A 22,933-nucleotide genomic window follows, 5' to 3' on the forward strand; every position below is an offset into this window, starting at 1 on the left:
CATGATCATCTGGATCAACGGAGCCTTCGGCAGCGGCAAGACCACCCTGGTCACCGAACTGCACCGCAGACTGCCGGAGGCGCTGGTCTTCGACCCGGAGAACGTCGGCTTCCTGCTGCGCGAGATCGTGGAGGCGCCGGGCGGCGACTTCCAGAACATCCCGCTGTGGCGCAAGCAGGTGGCATCCCTGGCCCAGGGGCTGGTCGAGGAGTACGGCCGGCCGGTCCTCGCGCCGATGACCGTGGTCCGCACGCAGTACGCCGACGACATCTTCGGGGCCCTGGAGAAGGCGGGCGTGCCCGTGCACCACTTCTTCCTGAACGTGTCGGCAGCCGTCCTCGAACAGCGGCTGCACGACCGGGTGGTGGTGCCCGGCGATCCGGAGCGCGACGAGACGGTGCGGCGCTGGGGCAAGGGGCGGATCGCCGAGTGCGTGGCGGCGGTGGGCAGTCTGCGCGAGGACACCGTGGTGCTGGACGGCGAGCTGCCCACCGCCGAGCTCGCCGGCCTGGTGCTGGAGCGAACCGGTCTCGGCTAGACCGGCAGGTTGCGGTCGGCGTACTCGAAGACCGAGCCGTCCGGGTGCACCGCGATCAGGTTGCGGCCGACCGGGGTCGGGACCGGGCCCGCGATGACGCGGGCGCCGACCCGGGTCAGGGACTCGTGGGCCTCGTCCACGTCCTTCACGGCGATGGTCGCGGTGACCTTGCGCAGGATCTCCAGCTCCGATTCGGGGCCGCTCATCAACAGGAAGCAGCCGATCGCGGCGACGGACACTCCGCCGCGCTCGAAGCGGAGGGCCCGAGCGCCGGTCAGCCGCTCGTAGAAGGCGACCGCGGCCTCCAGGTCGTCGACGCAGATACGCAGCGTGGTTCCCAGGATCTCCATGGCGGCCAGGTTAGTTGGCCGCCCGCCGCCATGTGATCCTTTCGGCCGCGCTCAGACGCGGCACAGCACCTCGCCGTGCGGCACCAGGAACCAGCCGTCGTCCTGCGCGCCCCACGTACGCCACGCCTCGGCGATCTCCGCCAGCTCCTCGGCCGTCGCGTGCCCGCCGTCCACCGCCAGCTTCGCGTACGCCGAGCCGACGGTGCGGTCGGCCCACAGCCCGCTCCACCAGGCCCGGTTCTCCGGCGTGGCGTAACACCAGGAGCCCGCCGTGGGGGTGATGTCGGTGAATCCTGCCTGCCGCGCCCAGGACAGCATCCGGCGCCCGGCGTCCGGCTCGCCGCCGTTGGAGCGGGCCACCCGGCCGTACAGGTCCGCCCAGCGGTCCATGCCCGGCGACTCGGGATACCAGGTCATCGCCGCGTAGTCGCTGTCGCGCGCCGCGACGACGCCCCCGGGGCGGCACACCCGGCGCATCTCGCGCAGCGCCTGCACCGGGTCGCCCACGTGCTGGAGGACCTGATGGGCGTGGACCACGTCGAACGAGTCGTCGGGGTAGTCCAGGGCGTGGACGTCCGCCACGACGAACTCCACGTTGTCCACGCCGCGTTCGGCGGCCACCTCGGCGGCCTGGGCCAGGATGTCGTCGGTGGTGTCGACGGCGGTCACCCGGCCCGGGGCGACCAGCGCGGCCAGGTCCGCGGTGATGGTGCCGGGGCCGCAGCCGACGTCCAGCACGTCCAGGCCCGGACGCAGTTCGCCCACCAGGTAGGCGGCGGAGTTGGCGGCGGTGCGCCACCGGTGCGAGCGCAGCACCGACTCGTGGTGGCCGTGGGTGTAGACGGCGGTCTCCTTCGACATGGCCGTGCATCCTCTCTCGAAACGCGAACCGCGAAAGCGCTGATCGGTAGGACCACCGTAGGGCCTCCCGCCGAATAATGAGATGGGTATCTTGCTATGTGGACAGTGGCCGGGCGTGCGAAAGGGGCGGCCGACTCCACGTCGACCGCCCCCTGTCGGGCTTCCCGCCCGGTCTCGCTACGCCGGCCTCGGGCAGTACACCGTCAGCGCCTCCGGCAGCTTGTCGATCAGCAACTCCGTCTCGCTGTGCGCCACTTCACCGTCGTACGCGTACGGCGTCCCCGCCTTCAGGCCGGAGATCCGCACCCGCTGCCGGCGGACCGCCGCGTGCATGGGGGAGCGGGTCAGCGGCCCCGCGACCGCCGCCGCGAGCAGCCTCAGCCCGGGCGTCCGGCCGCCGTGCACCACGCGCACGTCCAGCAGCCCGTCGGCGAGGTTGTGCCGCCGCCCCGGCGCCGGGCCCACCCGCTGGAACAGGCCGTTGCCGACGAACAGCAGCCACAACGGGCGGCACCGGCCCTGGAGTTCGGCCTCCAGGGGACGTTCGCCGCGCAGCACGTGCAGGGCCGCGAGCACCCCCGCCGGCCAGCCGCCGATCCGGGGCGACCACCGCTCCCGCATCCGCACCAGCTCCGGATACACGCCCAGGCTGAAGGCGTTGAGGAAGTAGCCCTCGGAGCCCTCCGGCCCCGGCCGGAACCGGCCCACGTCCGCCCGCACCGCGCTCCCGGTGGTGAGCGCGGAGCAGGCGTCGGCGACGGTCTCGATGCCCAGGTCGTACGCGAAGTGGTTCAGGGTCCCGCCCGGGAACACGGCGAGCGGCACCTCGTGCTCCACCGCCACGGACGCCGCCAGGTTGACCGTGCCGTCCCCGCCGCACACCCCCAGCGCCGTGCACCGGTCCGCCGCCTGCGCCAGCTCCGAGGCGAGCCGGCCGGGCGCGCACTCCACGATCTCCGCCTCCGGCAGCGCGTTCCGGATCAGCGAGGCCGTCGCGGTCGCCGTCCCCGACTCCTGGTTGGCGACCACCACCAGGCCCCGGCCCCCGGGCAGGGCGGGCGCGTCGGCCGGCGGTCTGCCCGGCGCGGGCAGCTGCCCCCTCGTCGGTATCACCCCGCGCAGGGCGAACGCCGCGCCGACGCCCAGCGCCGCCCCGGCCAGCACATCGCTCGGGTAGTGCACCCCGGTGTACACGCGGGACGCCGCCACGGACAGCGCGACGGGCGCCACGACCGCCCCCCAGCCCCGCGACTCCAGGGCGACCCCGGTGGCGAACGCGGCGGCCGACGCCGCGTGACCGGACGGGAACGACGTGGTCACCGGCTGCCGCTTCAGCTGCCGTATCACCGGCACGGCGTCCAGGATCGGCCGCTGCCTGCGGACCGCCCCCTTGCCCACCGTGTTGATCGCGGCCGACGCCACCGCGAGCGAGGCGATGCCCCGCAGCGCGGCCCGCCGGGCCCGGGCACTGCCCCCGAAGGCGGCCATCCCGGCCGCCGCCCCGACCCACAGCAGCCCGTGATTGGCACTGCGGCTCAGACGGGGCAGCACCGGGCCCGCGGCCGGCCAGTGCCGTTCGGCCAGATTCTGGAACACGGCGAGATCGCGCCGGTGGAACCGGTCGCGCAGCCCGGCGATCCGGGACGGTACGGAAGCATTGCTCGCTGACGACATGCGACAGCGGATACCCCGCATCGCCGCCCCGAACCAGCGGCCACGCCGCAGGTAGCCTGAGGTTCGTCACACCGGTCGCGGCCGGGACACCGAACAAGGGGGAATGCGGGGCCATGGGGCGACTCGTGCCGGCGGTGACCAGGGCACTCGACGTGCTCGAACTCTTCCTCCAGGGCGACGGCACCCTGTCCGCCCCCGAGGTGACCCGCAAGCTCCAGCTGCCCCGCACCACCGTCCACGAGCTGCTCACCACCCTCGCCGCCCGGTCCTACCTGGTCACCGACCCCGAGCGGCCCGGACGCTACCGGCTGGGCGTGCGCACCTACCAGCTCGGCAGCCGGTACGGCGAACAGCTCGACCTCGCCGCCGAGGGCCGCCGGGTCGCCCGGCGCGTCGCCGAGCGGTGCGGCGAGTCCGTGCACGTGACGATCCTGGACGGCACCGACGCCGTCTGCGTGGCCCAGGCCGACTCCACCCACGCCGTCCGCACGGTCTCGGCGGCCGGCCACCGGCTGCCCGCCCACTGCACGTCCGCCGGCAAGATGCTCCTCGCCTCGCTGCCCGCCCAGGAGCTCGACGCCCGGCTCGACGGCCTCCAACCGGCCGCCCTGACCCCGTACACCCTCACCGGCGAACGTGAGCTGCGGGCCGCGCTCGACGCCGTACGGGAACGCGGGGTCGCGACGGAGCACCAGGAGTCCGACCCCGGCGTCAGCTGTGTCGCCGCCCCCGTGCGCGACCGGTCGGGGCGGGTCGTCGCCGCGCTCTCCGTCTCGGTCCCGATGATCCGCTGGAGCGAGGAGCGCGAACGGGAACTCGCCGCCCTCGCCGTCGAAGGCGCCGACGAGCTGTCGGGCCGCCTCGGACACGACCGGAGCACGGTGTGAACCCGGCCAGGGAAGGCGCCCCGCCCCGTTCCCTCGTATAAAGGTCCCGAGGGCGGATAAAGGTCCCGCGGGCGGACGGCGAAGGAGGCCCGATGGGCCGGGAGCGGACCGGGCGGCACGAGCGCGGCACGGACACGGTCCGGGAGGACCGGGGCCCCGTACGGTACGGGCCGCCGGCCCCCTGGCCGGGACTGCCCGTCCTCCCCGAGCTGGCCGAGGTGCTGGCCTCCGCCGCCGGCGACGCCGCGCCCCAGCCCGCCGGCGGATCGGCCGCCCTGCGCGAAGCCGCCTGCGCCTACTGGGACCGGCGCGGACTGCACGGCGGCCCCGAGCGCGTCGCCGCCGCCCCCGGCACCGCACCGCTGCTGCTCGCCCTGATCGCCGCGCACGGAGGCGACGTCCTGCTGCCGCGCCCCTGCCCCGCCTCCTGGATCCCGCAGGCCAGGCTGCTCGGCCGGCCCGCCTACCAGGTGCCCACGCCCGCCGAGTGCGGCGGAGTGCCCGACCCGTACGCCCTCCTCGAAACCGTGCGGCGGGTGCGCGCCGAGGGCGGCCGGCCCCGGCTGCTGCTGCTCTCGGTGGCCGACGACCCCACCGCCACGGTCGCCCCGCCGGAACTCGTGCGCGAGGCCTGCGAGGCCGCGGTGGACGAGGGGCTGCACATCGTCAGCGACGAGACCTGGCGCGACACCCTGCACCGCCCGCACGACACGGTCCTGGTCAGCCCGGCCGAGATGTGCCCCGACGACGTCACGGTCGTCTCCGGCCTGTACGGCGCGCTGACCCCGGCCGCCTGGCCGGTCGCCGTCGCCCGGTTCCCGGACACCGCGCGCGCCGCCGTCCGCCACGCCCGTACGCTCGACGTCCTCACCGCACTCGGCGCCTCCGTCGCCGGACCGGTCGCGGCGGCCGCCGCCCACGCGCTGCGCGAACCGGACGCCGTGGCCGAACGGGCCCGGCGCTCCGCCGCCCTGCACGGCCGGCTCGCCGCCGAGGCGCACCGCACCGTCCTCGGCTGGGGCGCCCTCGCCCGGCCCCCGCAGGCCGGCCGCCACCTCTACGCGGACCTCGGCCCGCTCCGCTCCCGGCTCGCCGCCCGGGGCGTCACCGACTCCCTCGAACTGGAGGAGTACCTGTCCGCCCGGCTCGGCACCCCCGCCCCCGGCGGCCACCGCTTCGGCGACGAACTCGGCGCCCTCCGGGTCCGCCTGGGCACCGGCCCCCTCCTCGGCACGGACCCGGAGCGCCAGACCGAGGCGCTCACCGCCCCGGACCCGCTCGAATTGCCGCACATCGCGGCAGCGCTGAGCATTTTCCGAGCAGCCCTCGACGCACCGCGCTGACCCACCGCGCCGGCGCCCTCCTGGACGGGAGCCCCGATGACTGACCGGACCGAGACCCCGGTCGCACCCCCTGTGGTCTGCGGCGAGGTCGTCACCCCGCGCCCCCTCGGTGAGGTGCGCACCTGGCCCCGGAGCTTCGCGGACCGGCTCACCGCCCCGCTCCCCGGCGTCCGGGGCATGTCCCGGCTGGCCCGCGAGCACGCCATCCGGCCCAACGCGGAGGGCCTGCGCCACATCCACCGCCTGCCGTACGCCCCCGAGCCCCTGCCGCCCGTCCCGGCGGGCGCGAGCTGCGTCACCTGGGCCGGGCACGCCAGCTGGATCATCCGCACCGGCGGCCTCACCGTCCTCGCCGACCCCGTCTGGTCCCGCCGCATCCTCGGCACCCCGGCCCGGATCACGCCCGTCGGCGTCCGCTGGGAGGACCTGCCACCCGTCGACGCGGTCGTCATCAGCCACAACCACTACGACCACCTGGACGCCCCCACCCTGCGCCGGCTGCCCCGGGACACCCCGCTCTTCGTCCCCGCCGGACTCGGCCCGTGGTGCCGCCGCCGGGACTTCACGTGCGTCACCGAACTCGACTGGTGGGAGCACGCCGAGCTGGACGGCGTCCGCTTCGACTTCGTGCCCGCCCACCACTGGTCCCGGCGCACCCTCACCGACACCTGCCGCTCGCTGTGGGGCGGCTGGGTCGTCCAGGACACCAAGGGGCCGGGGGACGGTGGCCGGATCTACTTCGCCGGGGACACCGGATACGGCCACTGGTTCGCCGAGATCGGCCGCCGCCACCCCGGCATCGACCTCGCCCTGCTGCCGATCGGCGCGTACGAGCCCCGCTGGTGGCTGGGCGACGTCCACGCGGACCCGGAGGAGGCCGTGCAGGCGTACGAAGACCTCGGCGCCCACGCGATGGCGCCCATGCACTGGGCGACCTTCCTGCTCTCCGCCGAACCGGTCCTCGAACCGCTCACCCGGCTGCGGACCGCCTGGCAGCGCGCCGGACACCCCCGCGACCGGCTCTGGGACCTGCCCATCGGCGGCTCCCGCCTGCTGACAGCCCGGGAGGCCGGCGTCAGCGCGCCCACCACGCCCGCGTCCGGCGCCACACCGCGGGCGCCCCGCTGATCAGCAGCGTCAGGCCCACCGCCGCGACCACCCCCTGCCACGGCTCCGGGAACAGCGAACCGCCCAGGATCCCGACCAGCTGGTACGTCGCCGCCCATGCCAGACACGCCGGCACATCGCCCCGGGCGAACTGCCGCAGCTCCATCCGGCCCAGCAGGCACGCCAGCATCACCGGGATCCGCCCGGCCGGGATCAGCCGGGACAGCACCAGGACCGTCGCCCCGTGCTCGTCCAGCTTCCGCTGCGCCTGCTCAAGGCGTTCCGGCGCCGCCCGGTCCCGGATCGTCCGCAGCCACCGCGAGCCGTTCTTCGACCGCACCCCCCGCTGCCCCAGCCAGTACAGGGATATGTCCCCCAGGAACGCCGCCGACGACGCCACCGCGAACACCACGAGGAGCGAGAACGGCGACGACTGGTGGAACGCCACCACGGCCGCCGAACTCACCAGCGCGCCCGTCGGTACCACCGGCACCAGCGCACCCAGCGCCACCAGCAGGAACAGCGAGGGATAGCCGACCGCCTGCTGCGTCGACTCGGCGGGCAACTGCGCCGTCTGGCGCAGGAACTCGATCACGCGCGGCCCTCCGGCCGGACCCGCTCGCCGTGCGCGAGCCGGTGCACCACGACCTCCGGCGCCACCATCGCCGCCTTCCGCACGAACTCCTCGCCCGGCGCGTGGAACTCGTGCGGCCGGACCCCGTCCATCCCGATCGGCCAGTACGTGCCGTAGTGCACCGGCACCGCCGCGCGCGGCCGCAGCCGGGTCAGCGCCTGCGCCGCCCGCCCCGCGTCCAGGTGCCCGTGGCCCAGATACGGCCCCCAGCCGCCGACCGGCAGCAGCGCCACGTCCACCGGGCCGACCGCCCGCGCCATGTCGTCGAAGAGCCCGGTGTCCCCGGCGAAATACGTACGCGCCGCGCCCTCCACCACGTAACCCAGCGCGGGGGAGCGGTGGGGCCCCAGCGGCAGCCGCCGGCCGTCGTGCAGAGCCGGGACCGCCCGGACCCGGACCCCGCCCACGCGCACCTCGTCGCCCACGACCACCTCCGTGATCCGCAGCCCGCGCGCCCGGCGCAGCAGCCGCAGCCCCGGCACCGACCGCACCGAACCGCGCGGCACGAGCACCCGCGCCCCCGGCGCGACGCGCGCCAGCGACGGCAGGTGCAGATGGTCGGAGTGCAGATGCGAGATGAGGACCACATCGGCCACGGCCGCGTCCGGACCGGGCAGCTCGCCCCGGCGCCGCCGCAGATGCGCGAAGCGCCGTACGAACAACGGATCGGTGAGGAAGCGGACCCCGGAGTCCTCGATCGTGCACGTGGCATGACCCCACCAGGTGATCTCCACCGGCACGCGCCGCCTCCTCCTGCTACCCGGGCCCTTCGGACCCCTCACACCTGCCCCGACGAGCCTACGGCCAGTCACGCCCGGGCGGTCGGCGCACCCCGGCGCACCCGTGGATCACCGGTCCGGGCCCGTGCCCCCGTGCGCCCCCTCGCCGCCCCGGATCACTCCCTCGGCCTTCGCGTACGGGCGCATAGGGTCGGGGAACGACGAGCACGGGGAGAAGGACGGGCCATGGGGGACGTACGCGTGGCGGCCATCGCCAGCCTGACGCCGCTGGAGGAACTGGACAGCGATCCGTTCCTCGTGGACACCCGGGGCCAGCACGCCATGTGCGCCCGCTGGGCCGCCGACCAGGGCTATGTCGTCACCCGGCAGCTACGCCTCTACGCGCTGCGCCCCGACCACCCCGCGCTCTGGGACGGCATCGACAGCGGCGAGGTCGAGCTGTTCGTCGCCCCCTGCGACCGGGTCCTCGCCCGCGCCCTGGCCTCGGTGCCGGAGTTCACCGCGGAGTGCGAGCGGCGCGGCGTACGCCTGGAGATCGCCGGGCTGGCCGAGCCGTCCTACACCGCCGACGGCAAGGCGGGCGTCCACCGCCGCCTCTCCATGCCGACCGCCGGATACGACGGCTGCTGACCGCCCGCAGGACCGCCCGGCCCGCTGTGAAAGGCTGGGACAGGGCCCGGAACGGCAGGGCCCGGACATGAGGTGAAGGCGGCGTGGGCGACAGACGATGGCGGCGCGCCGGTGCCGCGCTGATGCGGGTGATCGCGGTCTGGGCCGTCTCGACGCTCACCATGCTCGCGCTCGCGGGCATCCTCCCGGATTTCCGGCTCCAGTCGCCCGACGGCGACAGCATCACCAGGACCGCCTTCGCCGCTGCCTGGGGCGCGGGTGCCTTCGGACTGCTCTCCGCCCTCGTCTGGCCCGTTGTGGTGCGAGCCCTGCTCATCGTCCCGGCCCTGGTCCTCGGCGCGCTCGTCTTCTTCCTCAACGGCTCGCTGCTCCTGTTCGCGCTGTGGCTCATCCCGGACGGCCGGGGTTCCGCCGCCCCCGAGACCGCCGTCGCCGTCGCGGCGGTGATGTCCGCCGTCGCCTCCGCGACCTCCACCGCCCTCGCCGTGCGCGACGACAACGCCTACCGCCGCCGCCTCTCCCGCCTGGCCGACCGGCGCCGCCGGCGCACCGGCACGGGCGACGCGCGCGGCGGCCCGCCGGGCACCGTCTTCATCCAGCTCGACGGGGTCGGCCACGACGCCCTCGTCGCGGCGGCCGCCGGAGGCGTCATGCCGACCGTCGCCCACTGGCTGGCCGAGCCCGAAGGACACCGGCTCATGCCCTGGCGCACCGACTGGTCCAGCCAGACCGGCGCCAGCCAGCTCGGCATCCTGCACGGCAGCAACCACGACGTGCCCGCCTTCCGCTGGTACGAGAAGGAGACCGGCCTCGTCATGGTCTCCAGCAAGCCCGCGAGCGCCCTGGAACTCCAGCGCCGCGCCATCGCCCGCACCCGGGACGGCGGACTCCTCACCCTCGACGGCGCCAGCCGGGGCAACCTCTTCAGCGGCGGGGCCACCCAGCTCGCGCTCGTCCTCTCGATGGCCGCCCGACTCGGCAAGGGCCGCCGCTCCCGGGCCGGGTACTTCGCCTACTTCTCCGACCCGGCCAACGCCGTCCGCACCGCCGGCTCCTTCGCCGCCGAGGTCTGCCGGGAGATCGCCCAGTCGACCCGCTCCCGCCTCCGCAAGGAGACGCCCCGCATCAAACGCGGCGGCCTCTACCCCTTCATCCGCGCCTTCGCGACCGTCGTCGAACGCGATGTGGTGGTCGCCGCCGTCATCGGCGACATGTTCGCCGGCCGGACCGCGGTCTACGCCGACCTCGTCGCGTACGACGAGGTGGCCCACCACTCCGGACCGCGCAGCCGCGACGCGGAGAAGGTGCTCGCCCGCCTCGACCGGGCGCTCGCCCTGATCACCAAGGTCGCCGAGCAGGCACCCCGCACCTACCGGATCGTGCTCCTGTCCGACCACGGCCAGAGCCCGGGGAGCACCTTCGCCGGGGTGTACGGGCTGACCCTCAAGGACCTCGTGCGGGCGGGCAGCGGACTGCCCGTGCCCCGGCGCGCGCAGCGCACCCGCAGCGCCTCCGAGGCCCGCGACGCGGTCCGGATCGCCCTGCACCGGCCGGTCGCCGGGGGCCAGGAGGAGCACGTCGCGGTCCCCTCCGACCCGATAGTCCTCGCCTCCGGCAACCTCGGCCTGATCTCCTTCCCGGACATCGAGGGCCGCGCCTCCCAGGAGCAGCTGGAGCGCCGCCACCCCGCGCTGCTCTCCACGCTCGCCAACCACCCGGGCATCGGCTTCCTGCTCGTCCGCAGCGAGCGCCACGGCTCGGTGGTGCTGGCCCGCGACGGCGTACGGGTGCCCCTGGCGGAGCTGGCCGACGGAGAGGGGCCGCTGGCCGTGTACGGTCCGGGGGCGGCGGACGCGATCCGGCGGACGGACGCCTTCCCGCACGTCGCCGACGTGATGGTCAACTCCATGTACGACCCCGCCACCGGCACCGTGCACGCCTTCGAGGAGCAGATCGGCTCGCACGGCGGCCTGGGCGGCGACCAGTCCCGGCCGTTCCTGCTGTGGCCGCGCACCCTGACGGACCCGCTGGACGCCGTCACCGGCGAGGACGCGCAGCGCCCGGACGAACTCGTCGGGGCCGAGGCCGTGCACCGGGTCCTCAGACACTGGCTCCAGGAGTCGTCCGGGCCCCAGGTGCCGGTGATGTCGGACGAGGAGCCCGGCCGCGCCTGATCAGGCCGACTGCCGGCGTACGAGGGTCGGGTGGAAGATCACCGACGGCGGCGGTTCCACCGGCTTGCCGATCTGCTTGAGCAGCAGCCGGGCCATCTCCGCCGACATCTCCTCCACCGGCTGCCGGACCGTCGTCAGCGGCGGATCACAGGCCAGCGCCGCACTGCTGTCGTCGAACCCGACGAGCGCGACATCGTCCGGGACCTCCTTCCCGGCCCGCAGCAGCACCGGTACGGCCCCGAGCGCCATCAGGTCCGACGCGATGAACACCGCGTCCAGATCCGGCCGCTCCGCCAGCAGCCGCCGCATCGCCGCCGCGCCCCCGGCATGGGTGAAGTCGCCCTCGGCGGTCACCACGTCCGAGATGCCGTGCGCCGCAGCTGCGTCCAGGAACCCGGAGAGCCGCGCCTGACCGGCCGGCATGTCCTGCGGGCCCGACACCGTGCCGATGCGGCGGCGGCCCAGCGCGGCGAGATGGTCGGCGGCCAGCCGCGCCCCGGCCCGCTGGTCCGCCTCCACATAGGTGAGCGGGGTCGGCCTGCGCGGCTGCCCGGCGAGCACGGCGGGCAGCCGGGTCCCGTGCAGCAGCCCGGGCAGCGGGTCGTCCGCGTGCGACGAGATCAGCACCACCCCGTCGACGTGCCCGTGGCGCAGGTACGAAAGGAGCTGGTCGCGGGACTCCTGGTCGTCGGCCAGCATCAGGACCAGCTGGATGCCCGCCGGGCGCAGCACCTCCAGGAGCCCGGCCACCACCCGCCCGAAGTACGGGTCGGAGAACATCCGGCCGACGAACGGCTCGGGCACGGTGCGCCGCTCCCGCTCCGAGACGACCAGGGCGATCGAGTCGGTCCGCCGGGTCACCAGCGACCGGGCCGCCCGGTTGGGGACGTAACCGGTGGCGTCCACCGCCGCCTCCACCGTCCGCCGCAGCGCCGGATCCACCGTGGTCGCCCCGTTGATCACCCGGGACACCGTCGCCCGTGACACCCCGGCCACTCCGGCGACGTCCTCCAAGGTCACGGGACGGGCGGGCGGCGGCGCGTCGGCAGGCATGCAGTCTTTATACCGGGTGGTACGACCGGTGGGACAACGACCCTGGGCGCCTTGGGATGACGTTGACCCGGCCGTCAGCCGGACACGTCGGGCAGCCGGGCGATCTCGGTCCGGCGGGCGGAGACCAGGGCGGCCGCGAGCCGCTTGGCGTCCGGTCGGGTGCCGGCCCCCGTCTCGGAGCGCGACACCTGGGCGGTCTGGCGCAGATGGCCGCCGATCCGGTCCACCAGGAACCGGTCGAAGGCCGCGCCCTTCAGCGTGCGGGCCCGTGCCAGGTCGTCGGCCGTCACCATGCCCGGCATGTGGTGGCCCTCGTGCACATTGGTGTCCGGGAGCCCCATCCGGGCCAGCAGCGGGCGGAGCCGGGCCAGTTCACCGTTCTGCGAGGTCCGCAGCCCGGCCGCCCAGCGTCGTACGGCGGCATCGTCGGCTCGGTCGGCGGCGAGCGAGAGGAGCGTCACGGCCGACTCGTTCATCGGGGTCATCAGCTGTGCCCAGGCGGCGTCGGTCGGATCGGCGGGAGCGCCGGTGGCGGACGGGGGAGTGCTCTCCGGCTCGGCCGCAGGGGAGCCGCAGCCGGCCAGGAGGAGGAGCAGCGGGGCGAGCGCCGCCGCACCGCGGGCCGCTTTCATCAGGGGCTCCCTCGGGGGAAGGCCCGTCCGGGGCGCGGGGCCCCGGACGGGCGGGTGGGGACGGGGGTGTGCGTCAGGGGGTGCCGTCGGCCCCGCACTTGATGATGGCGTTGATGCAGTCGCGTACGCGCTGCGCCAGTTCGGCCTCGGGCCACACGTTGAAGAAGTCGCCGTGCATCGTGTAGCCGGGACCGGACGCCAGCCGGAACCTGGCCGGGTCACCGTTGACCGGGTACCGCAGCACCTGGCGGAGCTTGGGCACCGGCACCGGGTGGGTGGCCGGGCACTCGCCGTTGACCGGGTACGACATGTGGCTCTTGTGGTCGGGCGAGTCGAGGTCCTTGCCGTTCCAGCACTGCGGGAAGTCGAGGTACGACTCCAGCATCGCGCCGGACGGGCAGTTGACGAAGTCGTGCGACGGGTTGACCTCGCCGTGGTGCAGACACGACCAGCGCGAGATCGTGTTGTCGTTCGGCCCGGTGGCCTTGGCGTTGCCCGCGACGATCCGCAGGCCCCGGGGGAAGGGCTTGATCTGCCGGATGACGTCGTCCCGGACGCCCTCGCCCAGGTAGTAGAACGTGGTGCCGGTGGGCTCCACCTCCTTGTCCCCGTCGTACAGGGTCGGCACCCAGTACGACGACAGGTCGATGTCGGGTGAGCAGGTGCTCCTGGCCTTCTCCAGCGAGGCCAGGTCGGAGTGGCCGTTCGTGGAGTCGTTGCCGAAGAAGCTGTGCATGTGCGAGGCGCCGGGCAGGCCTGGGAAGACGATCGGGTCGTCGGGTGCCCGGTGGGTGTACGGGCACTCGGCGAGGAATTCGGCCACCCGGACCACGTCGGCGGCCGCCTTGGGGGCGGGGGCCGCCTGGCCGGCGGACGCGCTGCCGGTGGTGGCCTGAAGGAGGGTCAGGGCGAGCGCCGCGGCGGCGAGCGCCGCCGTGCGGTACCGCCGGGGCGGTGGGGTTCTGCGGTGGCTGTCCTCGCCGCTGTGTCGTTGTCGGAAGAAGAGCACGGCACTCCTGTTCGGGAAGTGGTGGGGGGATGTGCCCTGATCATGGGCGGCCTGATCAGGCGAGAGAGCGCTCTCTGCCAGGGAACGTAAGAGCGTGTTGAGGGCATGTCAATACGGCTGACGAACCTTCGAATCCGGGTGTCGAAGAGACAGTTCGGGCCGTGAAAGGCGGGAGAGCGCTCTCTCTGGCATTTGTTGACCAAAACCCGGGGCACTGGGCCTGGGAGAGCGCTCTCCTGGCTCTGAGGCCGCGGCGTTGTCAGTGGTGGACGGCAGGATGGAGGACATGACGAACTCAGCAGTCGTGCTCGCCGACCACGCCTCCTACGCCGCCGCCGTCGAGGAGGCCGCGCAGGCCGCCGCCGCGTACTACGCCACGGGTGAGAGCACGCTCGACGACGACTCCTACGACCGCCTGGCGCGCGGCATCGCCGCGTACGAGCGGGAGCATCCGCAGGAGGTGCTGCCCGCCTCGCCGACCGGCAAGGTGGCAGGCGGTGCGGCCGTCGGGGACGTGCCGCACACGGTGCCGATGCTCTCCCTCGACAACGTCTTCTCGGCCGAGCAGTTCGCCACCTGGACCGCGTCCCTGGAGCGCCGGATCGGACGGCCCGTCACCGCGTGGAGCGTCGAGCCGAAGCTCGACGGGCTCGCGGTGGCCGCGCGGTACCACGAGGGCCGCCTCGAACGGCTGATCACCCGTGGCGACGGGACCGCCGGTGAGGACGTCTCCCACGCGATCGGGACCGTCGTCGGGCTCCCCGCGCGGCTCGCGGAGCCGGTCACGATCGAGATACGCGGCGAGATCCTGATGACCACCGAGCAGTTCGAGCAGGCCAACACGGTCCGCACCGAGCACGGCGGCGCCCCCTTCGCCAACGCGCGCAACGGCGCCGCCGGCACCCTGCGCGCCAAGGACCGCGCGTACACGGTGGAGATGACGTTCTTCGCGTACGGCGCCCTGCCGCTGCCCGAGTCCGGTGAAGTGGCGGCCGAGCTGAGCGAGTTGCCGCACAGCCGGGTGCTCGCCCGGGTCGCGGAGCTCGGCGTGCACACCGCGGCCGGCACGGAGGTCGCGCCGCGCACCGCCGCCACCGTCGAGGAGGTCCAGGCCCGCATCGAGGAAGTCGCCGCGCTGCGGGCCGGGTTGCCGTTCGGTATCGACGGCATCGTCATCAAGGCGGACCTGGCCGCCGACCAGCGCGACGCCGGTTCCGGTTCCCGGGCCCCGCGCTGGGCCATCGCCTACAAGCTGCCCGCCGTCGAGAAGGTCACCCGCCTCCTCGGAGTCGAGTGGAACGTGGGCCGCACCGGCATCATCGCGCCGCGCGCCGTGCTGGAGCCCGTCGAGATCGACGGCTCGACCGTCAGCTACGCGACGTTGCACAACCCGGCCGACATCACCCGCCGGGACCTGCGCATCGGCGACCACGTGATGGTCTACAAGGCGGGCGACATCATCCCCCGCATCGAGGCACCCGTCGCCCATCTGCGCACCGGCGACGAACAGCCCATCGCCTTCCCCGAGGCATGCCCGCAGTGCGGTTCGGAGATCGACAGCAGCGAGCAGCGCTGGCGCTGTGTGCGGGGCCGCGACTGCCGGATCGTCGCCTCCGTCTCGTACGCCGCCGGGCGCGACCAGCTCGACATCGAAGGGCTCGGCACCACCCGGGTCGTCCAGCTGGTCGACGCCGGTCTCGTCAACGACTTCGCCGACCTGTTCATGCTGGAACGCGAACAGCTGCTCACGCTCGACCGGATGGGGGAGACCAGCACCGACAATCTGCTCGCCGCGATCGACACGGCCCGCACGCAGCCGCTCTCCCGGGTCTTCTGCGCCCTCGGCGTGCGCGGCACCGGGCGCTCCATGTCCCGCCGGATCGCCCGCTACTTCGCGGAGATGGACTGCATCAGAGCCGCCGACGAGGAGGAGTTGCAGCGGGTCGACGGCATCGGCAAGGAGAAGGCGGCCGGGGTGGTCGCGGAGCTGGCCGAGCTCGCCCCACTCATCGACAAGCTCGTCGCCGCCGGCCTGAACATGACTGAACCGGGCGCGACCCCGCCGCCCCCGCCGGGCGAGGAGGCCGAGGTCGACACGGCCGCCGGCGCCGAGGGCTCTCCGCTGGCCGGGATGACCGTGGTGGTCACCGGGGCCATGACGGGCGCGTTGGAGAAGCTGTCGCGCAACCAGATGAACGAGCTGGTCGAGCGGGCCGGCGGCAAGTCCTCCTCCAGTGTCTCCAAGCGCACGACGCTGCTCGTGGCCGGTGAGAAGGCGGGCTCCAAGCGGACCAAGGCGGAGGACTTGGGGGTGCGGATCGCGACGCCGGAGGAGTTCGCGGAGCTGATAGCGGAGTTCCTGCCGGTTGACGCGTGAGCGTCACACGCGTGGTGCGCGGGGCCTGGCCGGGGCCTTCGATTTTGCCGGGGAGTGGCTTTCTTTGCCTCCCTATTGCATAGTGAGGGCTCGGTCATGCCTCGCGATCAGCGGGTCACTCAGTGTGTGTACGGCCGCGGCTGCGTGCCGGGGGTGAGGGGCGATGCGTTCTTTGCGCGACGGACGGCGGCACTACCGGGGCGCCACTCGGGGCCTCGCCCTCGACCTCGGCAGCTCCCGCACCCGGGCCTGGGTCCCCGGACAGGGCGTCGTCGCGGACACCGTCCACGGGACCGGTGAGTACGGCCCCGGCCGGCCCGTGCGGCGCGGCTGCATCGTGGACCCGGACTCGTGCGGCCGGATGCTGGCCCGCATCGCCGACCGGGCCCTGGGTGAGCACCGCGAGGACGCGGTCATCGTCCTCAGCCACCCGGTGCTCGCCGGCCCCGGACACCGGGCCGCCGCCCGCGACCTGCTCCGCGCGCTCGGCCCCTCGGACGTCATCGTCCTGGACAGCGCCCGCGCCGCCGCCGCGTTCGCCGGGCCGGGGGACGGCGGCCCGCTCCTCGTCCTGGACATCGGGGCCGAGCTGACCGAGGCGACCCTGCTCGTGGACGGCCTGGTGCGCGACGCCCGGCTCGCCGAGACCGGGCTCAGCGACCTGGAGCCGGGCGAGCCGCCCACCGCCGCCGTCCGCGCCGTCCTGGACATGGTCATGGCCATGTGGCGGCAGGACCCGCACGGCGCGCTGCTCGGCGCCCTGCGCAGGGGCCCGTTGCTCACCGGAGGCGGTGCACTGCGACCGGACGTCACCCACCGGACAGCGGTCCGCCTCGGCGTCCCGGTCCGGCGCACGGACGACCCGGCGACCACGGTCGTGCGCGGCGCCGGACGGGTCCTCAGCTCCGTCCTCCGCCACGCCACGGCGCCCGCCCTGCCCGGCCGCCCCCGGTGACCCCGCTCCCGGGGCCGCCCCGGGCGACCTCGGGGCGCCCGTCCGCCGCGCGGCACGGTCTGCTTGCGCTGCTCCTGGCCGTGCTGGCCCTCGTCGGCGGGGCGCCTGCGGCGGCCGGGGCGGGGCTCCCCGTACGCGCGTCGGCGGCGCTTCCCACGATGCCCGCGACGCCCGCGCCCACCGCGATGCCTGCGAGCCTCACGACGCCTGCGACCCCCGCGACGACCGCCCCCAGCCGCCCCGTACAACAGGCGACCGCCGAGGCACCCTGGACCGAGCCGACCGTCGAGCGGGGCCCCGACACCACCCCGTGGGCCGCCGCCGAGCATCCCCGTACCGCACACCAGTTGCCCCCGCCCGGCCCCGGCGGGCTCGTTCCGTGTCCCGCGCGGGCCCCGCTTCCGCGTTCCGGCCCCTGGGCCGTTCGTACCGCCCCCGTCTCCGCCGTCCAGCGCCCGCGCGTGGCGCTGCCCGGGGTGCGTGGGCCTCCGAGTGCCGGTGTCCACCGGCCCGGGGACCGCTTTCCGGTCCCGCGACCCATCAACGCCGTGCCGTTCCCGCCGTCCTGACCGGGTGAGGGACGTGCTCGGCGCTCCCTCGGAGGAAACCCGCAATGACGCGCGCCACCATGGTGCGGGCGGTGCTGGCTGCGGCCGTGCTGCTCGTCTCCGTGTTCATCACGCTGACCATGTCACCCAGACTCGGCCTCGATCTCCAGGGCGGCACCCGCATGGTGCTCCAGGCCCAGGACTCCGACACCGCGAAGGCCGACCGCGAGAGCACCGACCGCACCCTGGAGGTGCTGCGCCGCCGCATCGACTCGCTCGGGGTGGCGGAGCCGACGCTCACCCGGTCCGGCGAGGACCGGATCATCGTCGAACTCCCGGACGTCCAGGACCCGCGCAAGGCCGCCGAGGTCATCGGCAAGACCGCCCAGCTGACCTTCCACGCCGTCCAGGGCGCGGACGGACCAGCCGGCGACGGGAAGGGGCTGACCCTCCCCGACGAGCAGGGCCGCGAACTGGCCCTCGGGCCCGTCGCGCTCTCCGGCGCCGGGGTCAAGGAGGCGTCCGCGTCCTTCGACGCCCAGCAGGGTGCCGGCTGGACCGTGTCGCTCGACTTCCACAAGGACGCCGGCCGGGACTGGACCCGGCTGACCGGCGAGGCGGCCTGCCACCCGGTGCAGGACGAGCGGCGCCGGGTCGCCATCGTGCTCGACAAGCGGGTCATCTCCTCGCCCCAGGTCTCGCCGACGGTCTCCTGCGGCTCGGGCCTGCCCTCCGGGTCCACCCGGATCACCGGCTCGTTCAGCGCCGACGAGGCCCGCGAACTCGCCCTGCTCATCGAGGGCGGCGCGCTGCCCGTGCCCGTCGAGATCGTGGAGCAGCGGACGGTCGGCCCGACGCTCGGTGCCGCCGCGATCGACGCCAGCGCGCGGGCCGCCCTGATCGGCGCGGCGGCCACCGCTCTGTTCATCATCGTGATCTACCGCCTGTTCGGCGCCCTCGCCGCCGTGGCGCTCGCGGCGTACGGAGTGATCTCGTACGCGGCCCTCGTCGCCCTCGGCGTCACGCTGACCCTGCCCGGGCTCGCCGGTTTCGTGCTGGCGATCGGCATGGCGGTCGACGCGAACGTGCTGGTCTTCGAGCGGGCCCGGGAGGAGCACGCCGGGCGGGCCGGGAAGAGCCTGCGGGCCTCGCTCGCCGCCGGGTTCAAGGGCGCCTGGACGGCCGTCGCCGACTCCAACGTGACGACGCTCATCGCGGCCGGGCTGTTGTTCCTCCTCGGCTCCGGACCGGTCAAGGGGTTCGGTGTCACGCTCGCCATCGGCGTCCTGGCGTCGATGTTCTCCGCGCTGGTCATCGCCCGCGCCCTCACCGAGATCGCGGCGCACTCGCGGTTCGTCGCGGACTACCGGGGCGTCAACGGCATCGCGATCCCGGGCCGGGTGCGGACCTGGCTCACCCGGCGCGACCCGCAGCTGATGCGCTCCCCGCGCCGCTGGCTGGCGGTCTCCGCCGTCCTGATCGCGGTGGCCGTCGCGGGCATCCTGGTGCGCGGGGTGAATCCGGGCGTCGAGTTCACCGGCGGGCGCCTGGTCGAGTACTCCACCAGCCGCCCCGTGGACGTCGAGACCGCGCGTACCGTCCTCGCGGGCGCCGGGTTCAAGGACGCCGAGGTCACCACGGCCGGCGCGGGCGACATCTCCGTGCGCACCGGGGAGCTCGACAACGACGGCGAACACGCGCTGCGGGCCGCCCTGGCCGCCGAGGGCGGCGAGACCACCAAGGTCCGCGACGAGCTGATCGGCCCCAGCCTCGGCGACGAACTGCGGCGCAACGCCCTGATCGCCCTGGCCATCGCCGTACTCGTCCAGCTGGCCTATTTGGCGATCCGGTTCCGCTGGACGTTCGCCGTCGCCTCGGTCGGGGCCCTCGTGCACGACGTGATCATCCTGATCGGGGTGTTCGCCTGGCTGGGGCGCACCGTCGACGGCATCTTCCTGGCGGCGCTGCTCACCGTCATCGGGTACTCCGTCAACGATTCGGTGGTGGTCTTCGACCGGGTGCGGGAGCTGTGGGCGAAGGCCCGCAGAAAGCCGCTGGACGAGGTGGCGAACAAGGCGGTCCTCCAGACTGTGCCCCGGACGGTGAACACCGGGATGGGCGCCCTGTTCATCCTCACCGCCCTCGCCGTCCTCGGCGGCGACTCGCTGGAGGACTTCGCGCTCGCCCTGCTGATCGGCATCGTCGTCGGCACGTACTCCTCGGTGATGACCGCCGTACCGGCCGCGCTCCTGCTGGAACGCACCAGCAAGGTCCCGCCACCCGCCCGTACCCGGGCCCCGCGTGCCCGGCAGCGTGCGGGACGCCGCGACCCGCACGACAACGGGGCGCGGGTGTAGCGCGTACGGGCCCGTGTCACCGCGACCGGCGGGCACGGGCCCCGTCCGCCCTCAGGGCACCAGCGCGCGCAGATACGCGGCGGTGTCCGCGTCGGCCGGCAGCAGCGTCTCGATGGCCAGCTCGGCCACCGTCACGTCCATCGGCGTGTTGAACGTGGCGATCGAGGCGACGAACGACAGCACGTGCCCTTCGTGCTCGATGACCAGCGGCAGGGCGAACGGCACCGACGACGAGGGCGGCTGCCAGTCCTCGCCCCCGTCCGGGCCCGCCGGCAGCGGATAGCCCGCCACCTCCTCGTACAGCGCGCGCAGTTCCGGCGAACGGACCAGCCCGATCTGGCGCTCCATCTGCGCGAGGAGGTCCGCCCGCCACGCGCGGAGGTTCCGGATGCGCGGGGCCAGGCCCTCCGGATGCAGGGTGAGCCGCATCGCGTTCAGCGGCGGCGCCAGCAGGTGTTCCGGTACGCCGTCGAGCAGCCGGGTCATCCCCTGATTGGCCGCCACCACGGTGTACGTCCCGTCCACGACGAACGCCGGATACGGGTCGTAGCCCCGCAGCAGCCGGTCGAGGCCGTCCCGGAGCGCCCCCATCGCCGGGTCGTCGAGCGCGGTCTCCGCGTAGTGCGGGGCGTAACCCGCCATCACCAGCAGGGCGTTGCGCTCCCGTACCGGCACGTCCAAGTGCTCGGCGAGCCTCAGCACCATCTCCTCGCTGGGGCGCGAGCGGCCCGTCTCGATGAACGAGACGTGCCGCGCCGAGGAGCCGGCCCGCAGTGCGAGCTCCAGCTGACTGACCCGGCGCCGCTCCCGCCAGCTGCGCAGCAGCGGCCCTACCCCCGTGTCGCGCGCGACAGTTGTCATACGGAGACCGTAACGTCACCGGCACCGCCGACCGGCATCGACCACCAGTGAGGGAGCCGCCCCATGCCCGCCGCACCGCTGCCGCAGAACGAGATCGAGGACCGGCTGCGCGAGCTGCCCGGCTGGTCGCTGGAGGGGGACCGGATCGGCCGCACCTACCGGCTGCCCTCGCACTTCGCCGCCGCCGCGCTCGCGATGCACGTCGCCGCGATCCAGGACGAGCTGAACCACCACAGCGACCTGACGCTCGGCTACAACACCGTCGCCCTGTGGGTGAACTCGCACGACGCGGGCGGCAAGGTCACCGAGAAGGACCTCGGCCTCGCCGCCCGGGTCGCGGCGGTGGCACTCGGCCACGGGGCGGAGTAGCCCCTCACACCGAGGCGCCGAACCCGGGGTGGGTGGCGAGCCAGCGTGTGTAGCTTCCGCTGCGCTCCACCGCCTGGGTGTACGCCGCCCGGGTGTATCCGCTCACCGCACCGGCCGCCGCCGACGCGGCGGCCGAGCGCGGGTGCCAGCCCAGCAGATGGCGCCAGCTGAGCGGTGCCCCGGCGACCGGCAGCGTCACCACCCCCGGCGTCGGCGGGAACGTCGCCCGGCACAGCCCCACCGCGCGCCCCACCTGGACGAGATGGACGACGGACGAGGTGTCCGTCTCGTACACCGACACCGGGCGGAAGCCGGCCCGCGCGCACGCCGCCACGAAACAGTCCGCGAAGCAGCCGTCGCCCGGCACGTCCGCCCAGCACTCGTCCGCCAGCTCGGACAGCTCCAACTCGCTCCGGGCGGCCAGCGGATGGGTCTCCGGCAGCATCACGAAGACCGGATCGACCCCGACGACCTGCCACTCCAGCCGGTCCGCGTCCGGCGGGGCGCTCTCGCCGCAGGTCCCGATGAGCGCGAAGTCGAGCCGCCCGTCCACCAGTTGCGAGGCGATCTCGGCCACTGACCAGGAGGTGTACGTGGACACGGGCGCCGCCGGGTGCGCGGCGGCCAGCCGGTCCACGAGGCCGCCGAGCAAAGGGCCGTGTGTGCCGCCCAGTCGGAACCGCTCCATGGACCCCATCGCGTTGGCGAACCGGACCGCCTCCTCCTGGAGTTCACTGACGGCGGGCAGCACGATCCGGGCCCGTTCCAGGACCAGTTCGCCCAGCGGCGTCGCCCGCGCGCCGGTGTGGTCGCGGTCGAACAGCGGGCCGCCGAGCGCCTTCTCGATCCGCCGCAGCTGTGCGCTGAGCGCGGGCTGCGCGAGGCCCAGCGCGGTGGCGGCCTTGGTCAGACTGCCCGTGTCGGCGATGGCACGTACGGTTCGCAGATGGCGCAACTCCAGCTCCATCACCGCACGTTATGGCCCCCGTCGCCGCACGGCAATACGTCGGTGGTTCAGACCTCTGGACGGTGCCCGCGGTCGGCGGTCATGGCCTAGAGTCGCCTCCCGATGCTGGATTACAACGAAGAGGCCACGGTCTACGACGCCACGCGCGGCGGGCTGCCGCGCGCCGAGGCGGCGGCCACCGCAGTGCTCGGCCTGGTGCCGGACACGGCACGCACCCTGCTGGACATCGGCTGCGGTACGGGTCTGGTCACCGGCCGGATCGCCGCCGGGCGGCCCGGACTGCGGGTGACCGGCTCCGACGCCGCGCACGGTATGGCCGTCGTCGCCCGGCAGCGCGTCGGCGCCGTCGTGCTCGCCGACGCCCGCCGGCTGCCCCTGCCCGACGCGGCGGTGGACGCGGTCTCGGCCGTCTGGCTGCTGCATCTGCTGCGCGAACCGGGCGCGGTCCCGGCGGTGGTGGCGGAGGCGGCGCGCGTGCTGCGGCCCGGCGGGGTGTTCATCACCACCGTCGACAAGGACGCCTCGCACGACGTGGGCAGCGACATCGACGAGGCGTTCGCCCCGTATCTGGCGCCGACCCCGGCCGACGGTACGGACCTGGTCGTCGCCCGTGCGGCGGAGGGCGGCCTCGAAGTGGTGGGCGAGGCGTCCTTCACCGGGCACGGGCAGGGCCGCTCGCCAGTGAGCGTGGCGGGCGGGGTCCGGCGGGGCTACTACGCCTCCCGACTGGTCCTGCCGGGGGACGCGACCGGACAGCTCGTCCGGAGCCTGGCCGCCCTGCCGGACCAGGACCGCAAGCGCGCCGACCCGGAGTACCGGCTGCTGGCCTTCCGGCGCCGATAGCTCACCCGAGAGGCTTGCCGGAAC

General features: G+C 74.4%; 22 protein-coding genes. 12 read left to right on the forward strand and 10 right to left on the reverse strand.

Annotation, left to right across the window (positions count from 1 at the left end; all coding sequences use genetic code 11):
- Position 1: 1 nt before the first annotated feature.
- Complete coding sequence (locus ACIQZN_RS00105) at positions 2-538, forward strand: AAA family ATPase (RefSeq protein ID WP_403985956.1); 537 nt, start codon at positions 2-4, stop codon at positions 536-538.
- Here ACIQZN_RS00105 and ACIQZN_RS00110 read toward each other — a convergent pair.
- From ACIQZN_RS00110 to ACIQZN_RS00120, 3 genes are all read right to left on the reverse strand, one after another.
- Positions 535-888, reverse strand: coding sequence for a VOC family protein (locus tag ACIQZN_RS00110; RefSeq protein WP_403985959.1), 354 nt, complete (start codon positions 886-888; stop codon positions 535-537). The two genes, ACIQZN_RS00105 and ACIQZN_RS00110, sit on opposite strands and share 4 nt — an antisense overlap.
- Positions 889-939: 51 nt before the next feature.
- Positions 940-1,749 carry a class I SAM-dependent methyltransferase gene (locus tag ACIQZN_RS00115; RefSeq protein WP_403985962.1) on the reverse strand — a complete coding sequence of 270 codons (810 nt, stop codon included), beginning with the start codon at positions 1,747-1,749 and terminating at the stop codon, positions 940-942.
- 177 nt (positions 1,750-1,926) lie between these two features.
- Positions 1,927-3,423, reverse strand: a complete 1,497-nt coding sequence (locus ACIQZN_RS00120; RefSeq protein WP_403985965.1) for a bifunctional phosphatase PAP2/diacylglycerol kinase family protein — start codon at positions 3,421-3,423, stop codon at positions 1,927-1,929.
- Positions 3,424-3,536: 113 nt separating this feature from the next.
- Between ACIQZN_RS00120 and ACIQZN_RS00125 the strand changes: the two genes are divergently transcribed.
- The 3 genes from ACIQZN_RS00125 (at position 3,537) to ACIQZN_RS00135 (ending at position 6,781) form a co-directional block, all read left to right on the forward strand.
- Positions 3,537-4,310, forward strand: coding sequence for an IclR family transcriptional regulator (locus tag ACIQZN_RS00125; protein WP_403985968.1), 774 nt, complete (start codon positions 3,537-3,539; stop codon positions 4,308-4,310).
- A 92-nt stretch (positions 4,311-4,402) separates the two neighbouring features.
- Positions 4,403-5,653 carry an aminotransferase class I/II-fold pyridoxal phosphate-dependent enzyme gene (locus tag ACIQZN_RS00130; protein ID WP_403985971.1) on the forward strand — a complete coding sequence of 417 codons (1,251 nt, stop codon included), beginning with the start codon at positions 4,403-4,405 and terminating at the stop codon, positions 5,651-5,653.
- Between the two features lie 36 nt (positions 5,654-5,689).
- The gene (locus ACIQZN_RS00135) at positions 5,690-6,781 is read left to right on the forward strand and encodes an MBL fold metallo-hydrolase (RefSeq protein ID WP_403985974.1); all 1,092 of its coding nucleotides are present in this window, start codon (positions 5,690-5,692) and stop codon (positions 6,779-6,781) included.
- On the opposite strand, the gene ACIQZN_RS00140 is transcribed toward ACIQZN_RS00135, so the two are convergent.
- Both ACIQZN_RS00140 and ACIQZN_RS00145 read right to left on the reverse strand, forming a co-directional pair.
- Positions 6,729-7,355 (reverse strand): DedA family protein, encoded by a 627-nt coding sequence (locus tag ACIQZN_RS00140; protein WP_403985977.1) that lies wholly within the window; start codon positions 7,353-7,355, stop codon positions 6,729-6,731. The genes ACIQZN_RS00135 and ACIQZN_RS00140 overlap by 53 nt on opposite strands.
- Positions 7,352-8,134: an MBL fold metallo-hydrolase gene (locus ACIQZN_RS00145; protein ID WP_403985980.1), complete on the reverse strand. Its 783-nt coding sequence runs from the start codon at positions 8,132-8,134 to the stop codon at positions 7,352-7,354. Before ACIQZN_RS00145 ends, ACIQZN_RS00140 begins: the two co-directional genes overlap by 4 nt.
- A 225-nt stretch (positions 8,135-8,359) precedes the next feature.
- Between ACIQZN_RS00145 and ACIQZN_RS00150 the strand changes: the two genes are divergently transcribed.
- Together ACIQZN_RS00150 and ACIQZN_RS00155 are read left to right on the forward strand one after the other, a co-directional pair.
- Complete coding sequence (locus tag ACIQZN_RS00150) at positions 8,360-8,764, forward strand: hypothetical protein (protein WP_164629269.1); 405 nt, start codon at positions 8,360-8,362, stop codon at positions 8,762-8,764.
- A gap of 83 nt (positions 8,765-8,847) precedes the next feature.
- On the forward strand, positions 8,848-10,938 hold the full coding sequence (locus tag ACIQZN_RS00155; RefSeq protein ID WP_403985985.1) for an alkaline phosphatase family protein: 2,091 nt from the start codon (positions 8,848-8,850) through the stop codon (positions 10,936-10,938).
- Here the strand turns inward: ACIQZN_RS00155 and ACIQZN_RS00160 are convergent, their stop codons facing one another.
- The 3 genes from ACIQZN_RS00160 to ACIQZN_RS00170 form a co-directional block, all read right to left on the reverse strand.
- Positions 10,939-11,991, reverse strand: a complete 1,053-nt coding sequence (locus ACIQZN_RS00160) for a LacI family DNA-binding transcriptional regulator (protein ID WP_403985988.1) — start codon at positions 11,989-11,991, stop codon at positions 10,939-10,941. It lies immediately after the preceding gene.
- Positions 11,992-12,065: 74 nt separating this feature from the next.
- Entirely contained in the window at positions 12,066-12,623 is a 558-nt protein-coding gene (locus tag ACIQZN_RS00165) for a DUF305 domain-containing protein (RefSeq protein ID WP_403985991.1), read from the reverse strand.
- 73 nt (positions 12,624-12,696) lie between these two features.
- Positions 12,697-13,632, reverse strand: coding sequence for a DUF1996 domain-containing protein (locus ACIQZN_RS00170; protein ID WP_403985994.1), 936 nt, complete (start codon positions 13,630-13,632; stop codon positions 12,697-12,699).
- A 277-nt stretch (positions 13,633-13,909) separates the two neighbouring features.
- Here ACIQZN_RS00170 and ligA point away from each other — a divergent pair, with 277 nt between their 5' ends.
- From ligA to secD, 4 genes are all read left to right on the forward strand, one after another.
- Positions 13,910-16,009 (forward strand): NAD-dependent DNA ligase LigA, encoded by a 2,100-nt coding sequence (ligA, locus tag ACIQZN_RS00175; RefSeq protein WP_403985997.1) that lies wholly within the window; start codon positions 13,910-13,912, stop codon positions 16,007-16,009.
- 163 nt (positions 16,010-16,172) lie between these two features.
- Complete coding sequence (locus ACIQZN_RS00180; protein WP_403986000.1) at positions 16,173-16,964, forward strand: rod shape-determining protein; 792 nt, start codon at positions 16,173-16,175, stop codon at positions 16,962-16,964.
- Positions 16,961-17,533, forward strand: coding sequence for a hypothetical protein (locus ACIQZN_RS00185; RefSeq protein WP_403986003.1), 573 nt, complete (start codon positions 16,961-16,963; stop codon positions 17,531-17,533). The genes ACIQZN_RS00180 and ACIQZN_RS00185 overlap by 4 nt, the downstream gene beginning before the upstream one ends.
- Positions 17,534-17,577: 44 nt before the next feature.
- Complete coding sequence (gene secD, locus ACIQZN_RS00190; protein WP_403986006.1) at positions 17,578-19,869, forward strand: protein translocase subunit SecD; 2,292 nt, start codon at positions 17,578-17,580, stop codon at positions 19,867-19,869.
- Positions 19,870-19,920: 51 nt separating this feature from the next.
- On the opposite strand, the gene ACIQZN_RS00195 is transcribed toward secD, so the two are convergent.
- The gene (locus tag ACIQZN_RS00195; RefSeq protein WP_403986009.1) at positions 19,921-20,730 is read right to left on the reverse strand and encodes a helix-turn-helix domain-containing protein; all 810 of its coding nucleotides are present in this window, start codon (positions 20,728-20,730) and stop codon (positions 19,921-19,923) included.
- Positions 20,731-20,793: 63 nt separating this feature from the next.
- On the opposite strand from ACIQZN_RS00195, the gene ACIQZN_RS00200 reads away from it, so the two are divergent.
- Positions 20,794-21,099 carry a 4a-hydroxytetrahydrobiopterin dehydratase gene (locus ACIQZN_RS00200; protein ID WP_403986012.1) on the forward strand — a complete coding sequence of 102 codons (306 nt, stop codon included), beginning with the start codon at positions 20,794-20,796 and terminating at the stop codon, positions 21,097-21,099.
- A 4-nt stretch (positions 21,100-21,103) separates the two neighbouring features.
- Here the strand turns inward: ACIQZN_RS00200 and ACIQZN_RS00205 are convergent, their stop codons facing one another.
- On the reverse strand, positions 21,104-22,066 hold the full coding sequence (locus tag ACIQZN_RS00205; protein WP_403986015.1) for a LysR family transcriptional regulator: 963 nt from the start codon (positions 22,064-22,066) through the stop codon (positions 21,104-21,106).
- Between the two features lie 102 nt (positions 22,067-22,168).
- On the opposite strand from ACIQZN_RS00205, the gene ACIQZN_RS00210 reads away from it, so the two are divergent.
- Positions 22,169-22,909 (forward strand): class I SAM-dependent methyltransferase, encoded by a 741-nt coding sequence (locus ACIQZN_RS00210; RefSeq protein ID WP_403986018.1) that lies wholly within the window; start codon positions 22,169-22,171, stop codon positions 22,907-22,909.
- The last annotated feature ends 24 nt before the right edge of the window (positions 22,910-22,933 follow it).

It is taken from the genome of Streptomyces sp. NPDC097595, from assembly GCF_044761525.1.
GTDB lineage: Bacteria > Actinomycetota > Actinomycetes > Streptomycetales > Streptomycetaceae > Streptomyces > Streptomyces drozdowiczii_A.

What these genes read in the sequence shown, in the direction of transcription:
- ACIQZN_RS00105 (WP_403985956.1), top strand. Translation starts at nt 2, where the DNA reads ATGATCATCTGGATCAACGGAGCCTTCGGCAGCGGCAAGACCACCCTG.
- ACIQZN_RS00110 (WP_403985959.1), bottom strand. Translation starts at nt 888, where the DNA reads ATGGAGATCCTGGGAACCACGCTGCGTATCTGCGTCGACGACCTGGAG.
- ACIQZN_RS00115 (WP_403985962.1), bottom strand. Translation starts at nt 1,749, where the DNA reads ATGTCGAAGGAGACCGCCGTCTACACCCACGGCCACCACGAGTCGGTG.
- ACIQZN_RS00120 (WP_403985965.1), bottom strand. Translation starts at nt 3,423, where the DNA reads ATGTCGTCAGCGAGCAATGCTTCCGTACCGTCCCGGATCGCCGGGCTG.
- ACIQZN_RS00125 (WP_403985968.1), top strand. Translation starts at nt 3,537, where the DNA reads ATGGGGCGACTCGTGCCGGCGGTGACCAGGGCACTCGACGTGCTCGAA.
- ACIQZN_RS00130 (WP_403985971.1), top strand. Translation starts at nt 4,403, where the DNA reads ATGGGCCGGGAGCGGACCGGGCGGCACGAGCGCGGCACGGACACGGTC.
- ACIQZN_RS00135 (WP_403985974.1), top strand. Translation starts at nt 5,690, where the DNA reads ATGACTGACCGGACCGAGACCCCGGTCGCACCCCCTGTGGTCTGCGGC.
- ACIQZN_RS00150 (WP_164629269.1), top strand. Translation starts at nt 8,360, where the DNA reads ATGGGGGACGTACGCGTGGCGGCCATCGCCAGCCTGACGCCGCTGGAG.
- ACIQZN_RS00160 (WP_403985988.1), bottom strand. Translation starts at nt 11,991, where the DNA reads ATGCCTGCCGACGCGCCGCCGCCCGCCCGTCCCGTGACCTTGGAGGAC.
- ACIQZN_RS00165 (WP_403985991.1), bottom strand. Translation starts at nt 12,623, where the DNA reads ATGAAAGCGGCCCGCGGTGCGGCGGCGCTCGCCCCGCTGCTCCTCCTC.
- ligA (WP_403985997.1), top strand. Translation starts at nt 13,910, where the DNA reads ATGGAGGACATGACGAACTCAGCAGTCGTGCTCGCCGACCACGCCTCC.
- ACIQZN_RS00180 (WP_403986000.1), top strand. Translation starts at nt 16,173, where the DNA reads ATGCGTTCTTTGCGCGACGGACGGCGGCACTACCGGGGCGCCACTCGG.
- secD (WP_403986006.1), top strand. Translation starts at nt 17,578, where the DNA reads ATGACGCGCGCCACCATGGTGCGGGCGGTGCTGGCTGCGGCCGTGCTG.
- ACIQZN_RS00195 (WP_403986009.1), bottom strand. Translation starts at nt 20,730, where the DNA reads ATGACAACTGTCGCGCGCGACACGGGGGTAGGGCCGCTGCTGCGCAGC.
- ACIQZN_RS00200 (WP_403986012.1), top strand. Translation starts at nt 20,794, where the DNA reads ATGCCCGCCGCACCGCTGCCGCAGAACGAGATCGAGGACCGGCTGCGC.
- ACIQZN_RS00205 (WP_403986015.1), bottom strand. Translation starts at nt 22,066, where the DNA reads ATGGAGCTGGAGTTGCGCCATCTGCGAACCGTACGTGCCATCGCCGAC.
- ACIQZN_RS00210 (WP_403986018.1), top strand. Translation starts at nt 22,169, where the DNA reads ATGCTGGATTACAACGAAGAGGCCACGGTCTACGACGCCACGCGCGGC.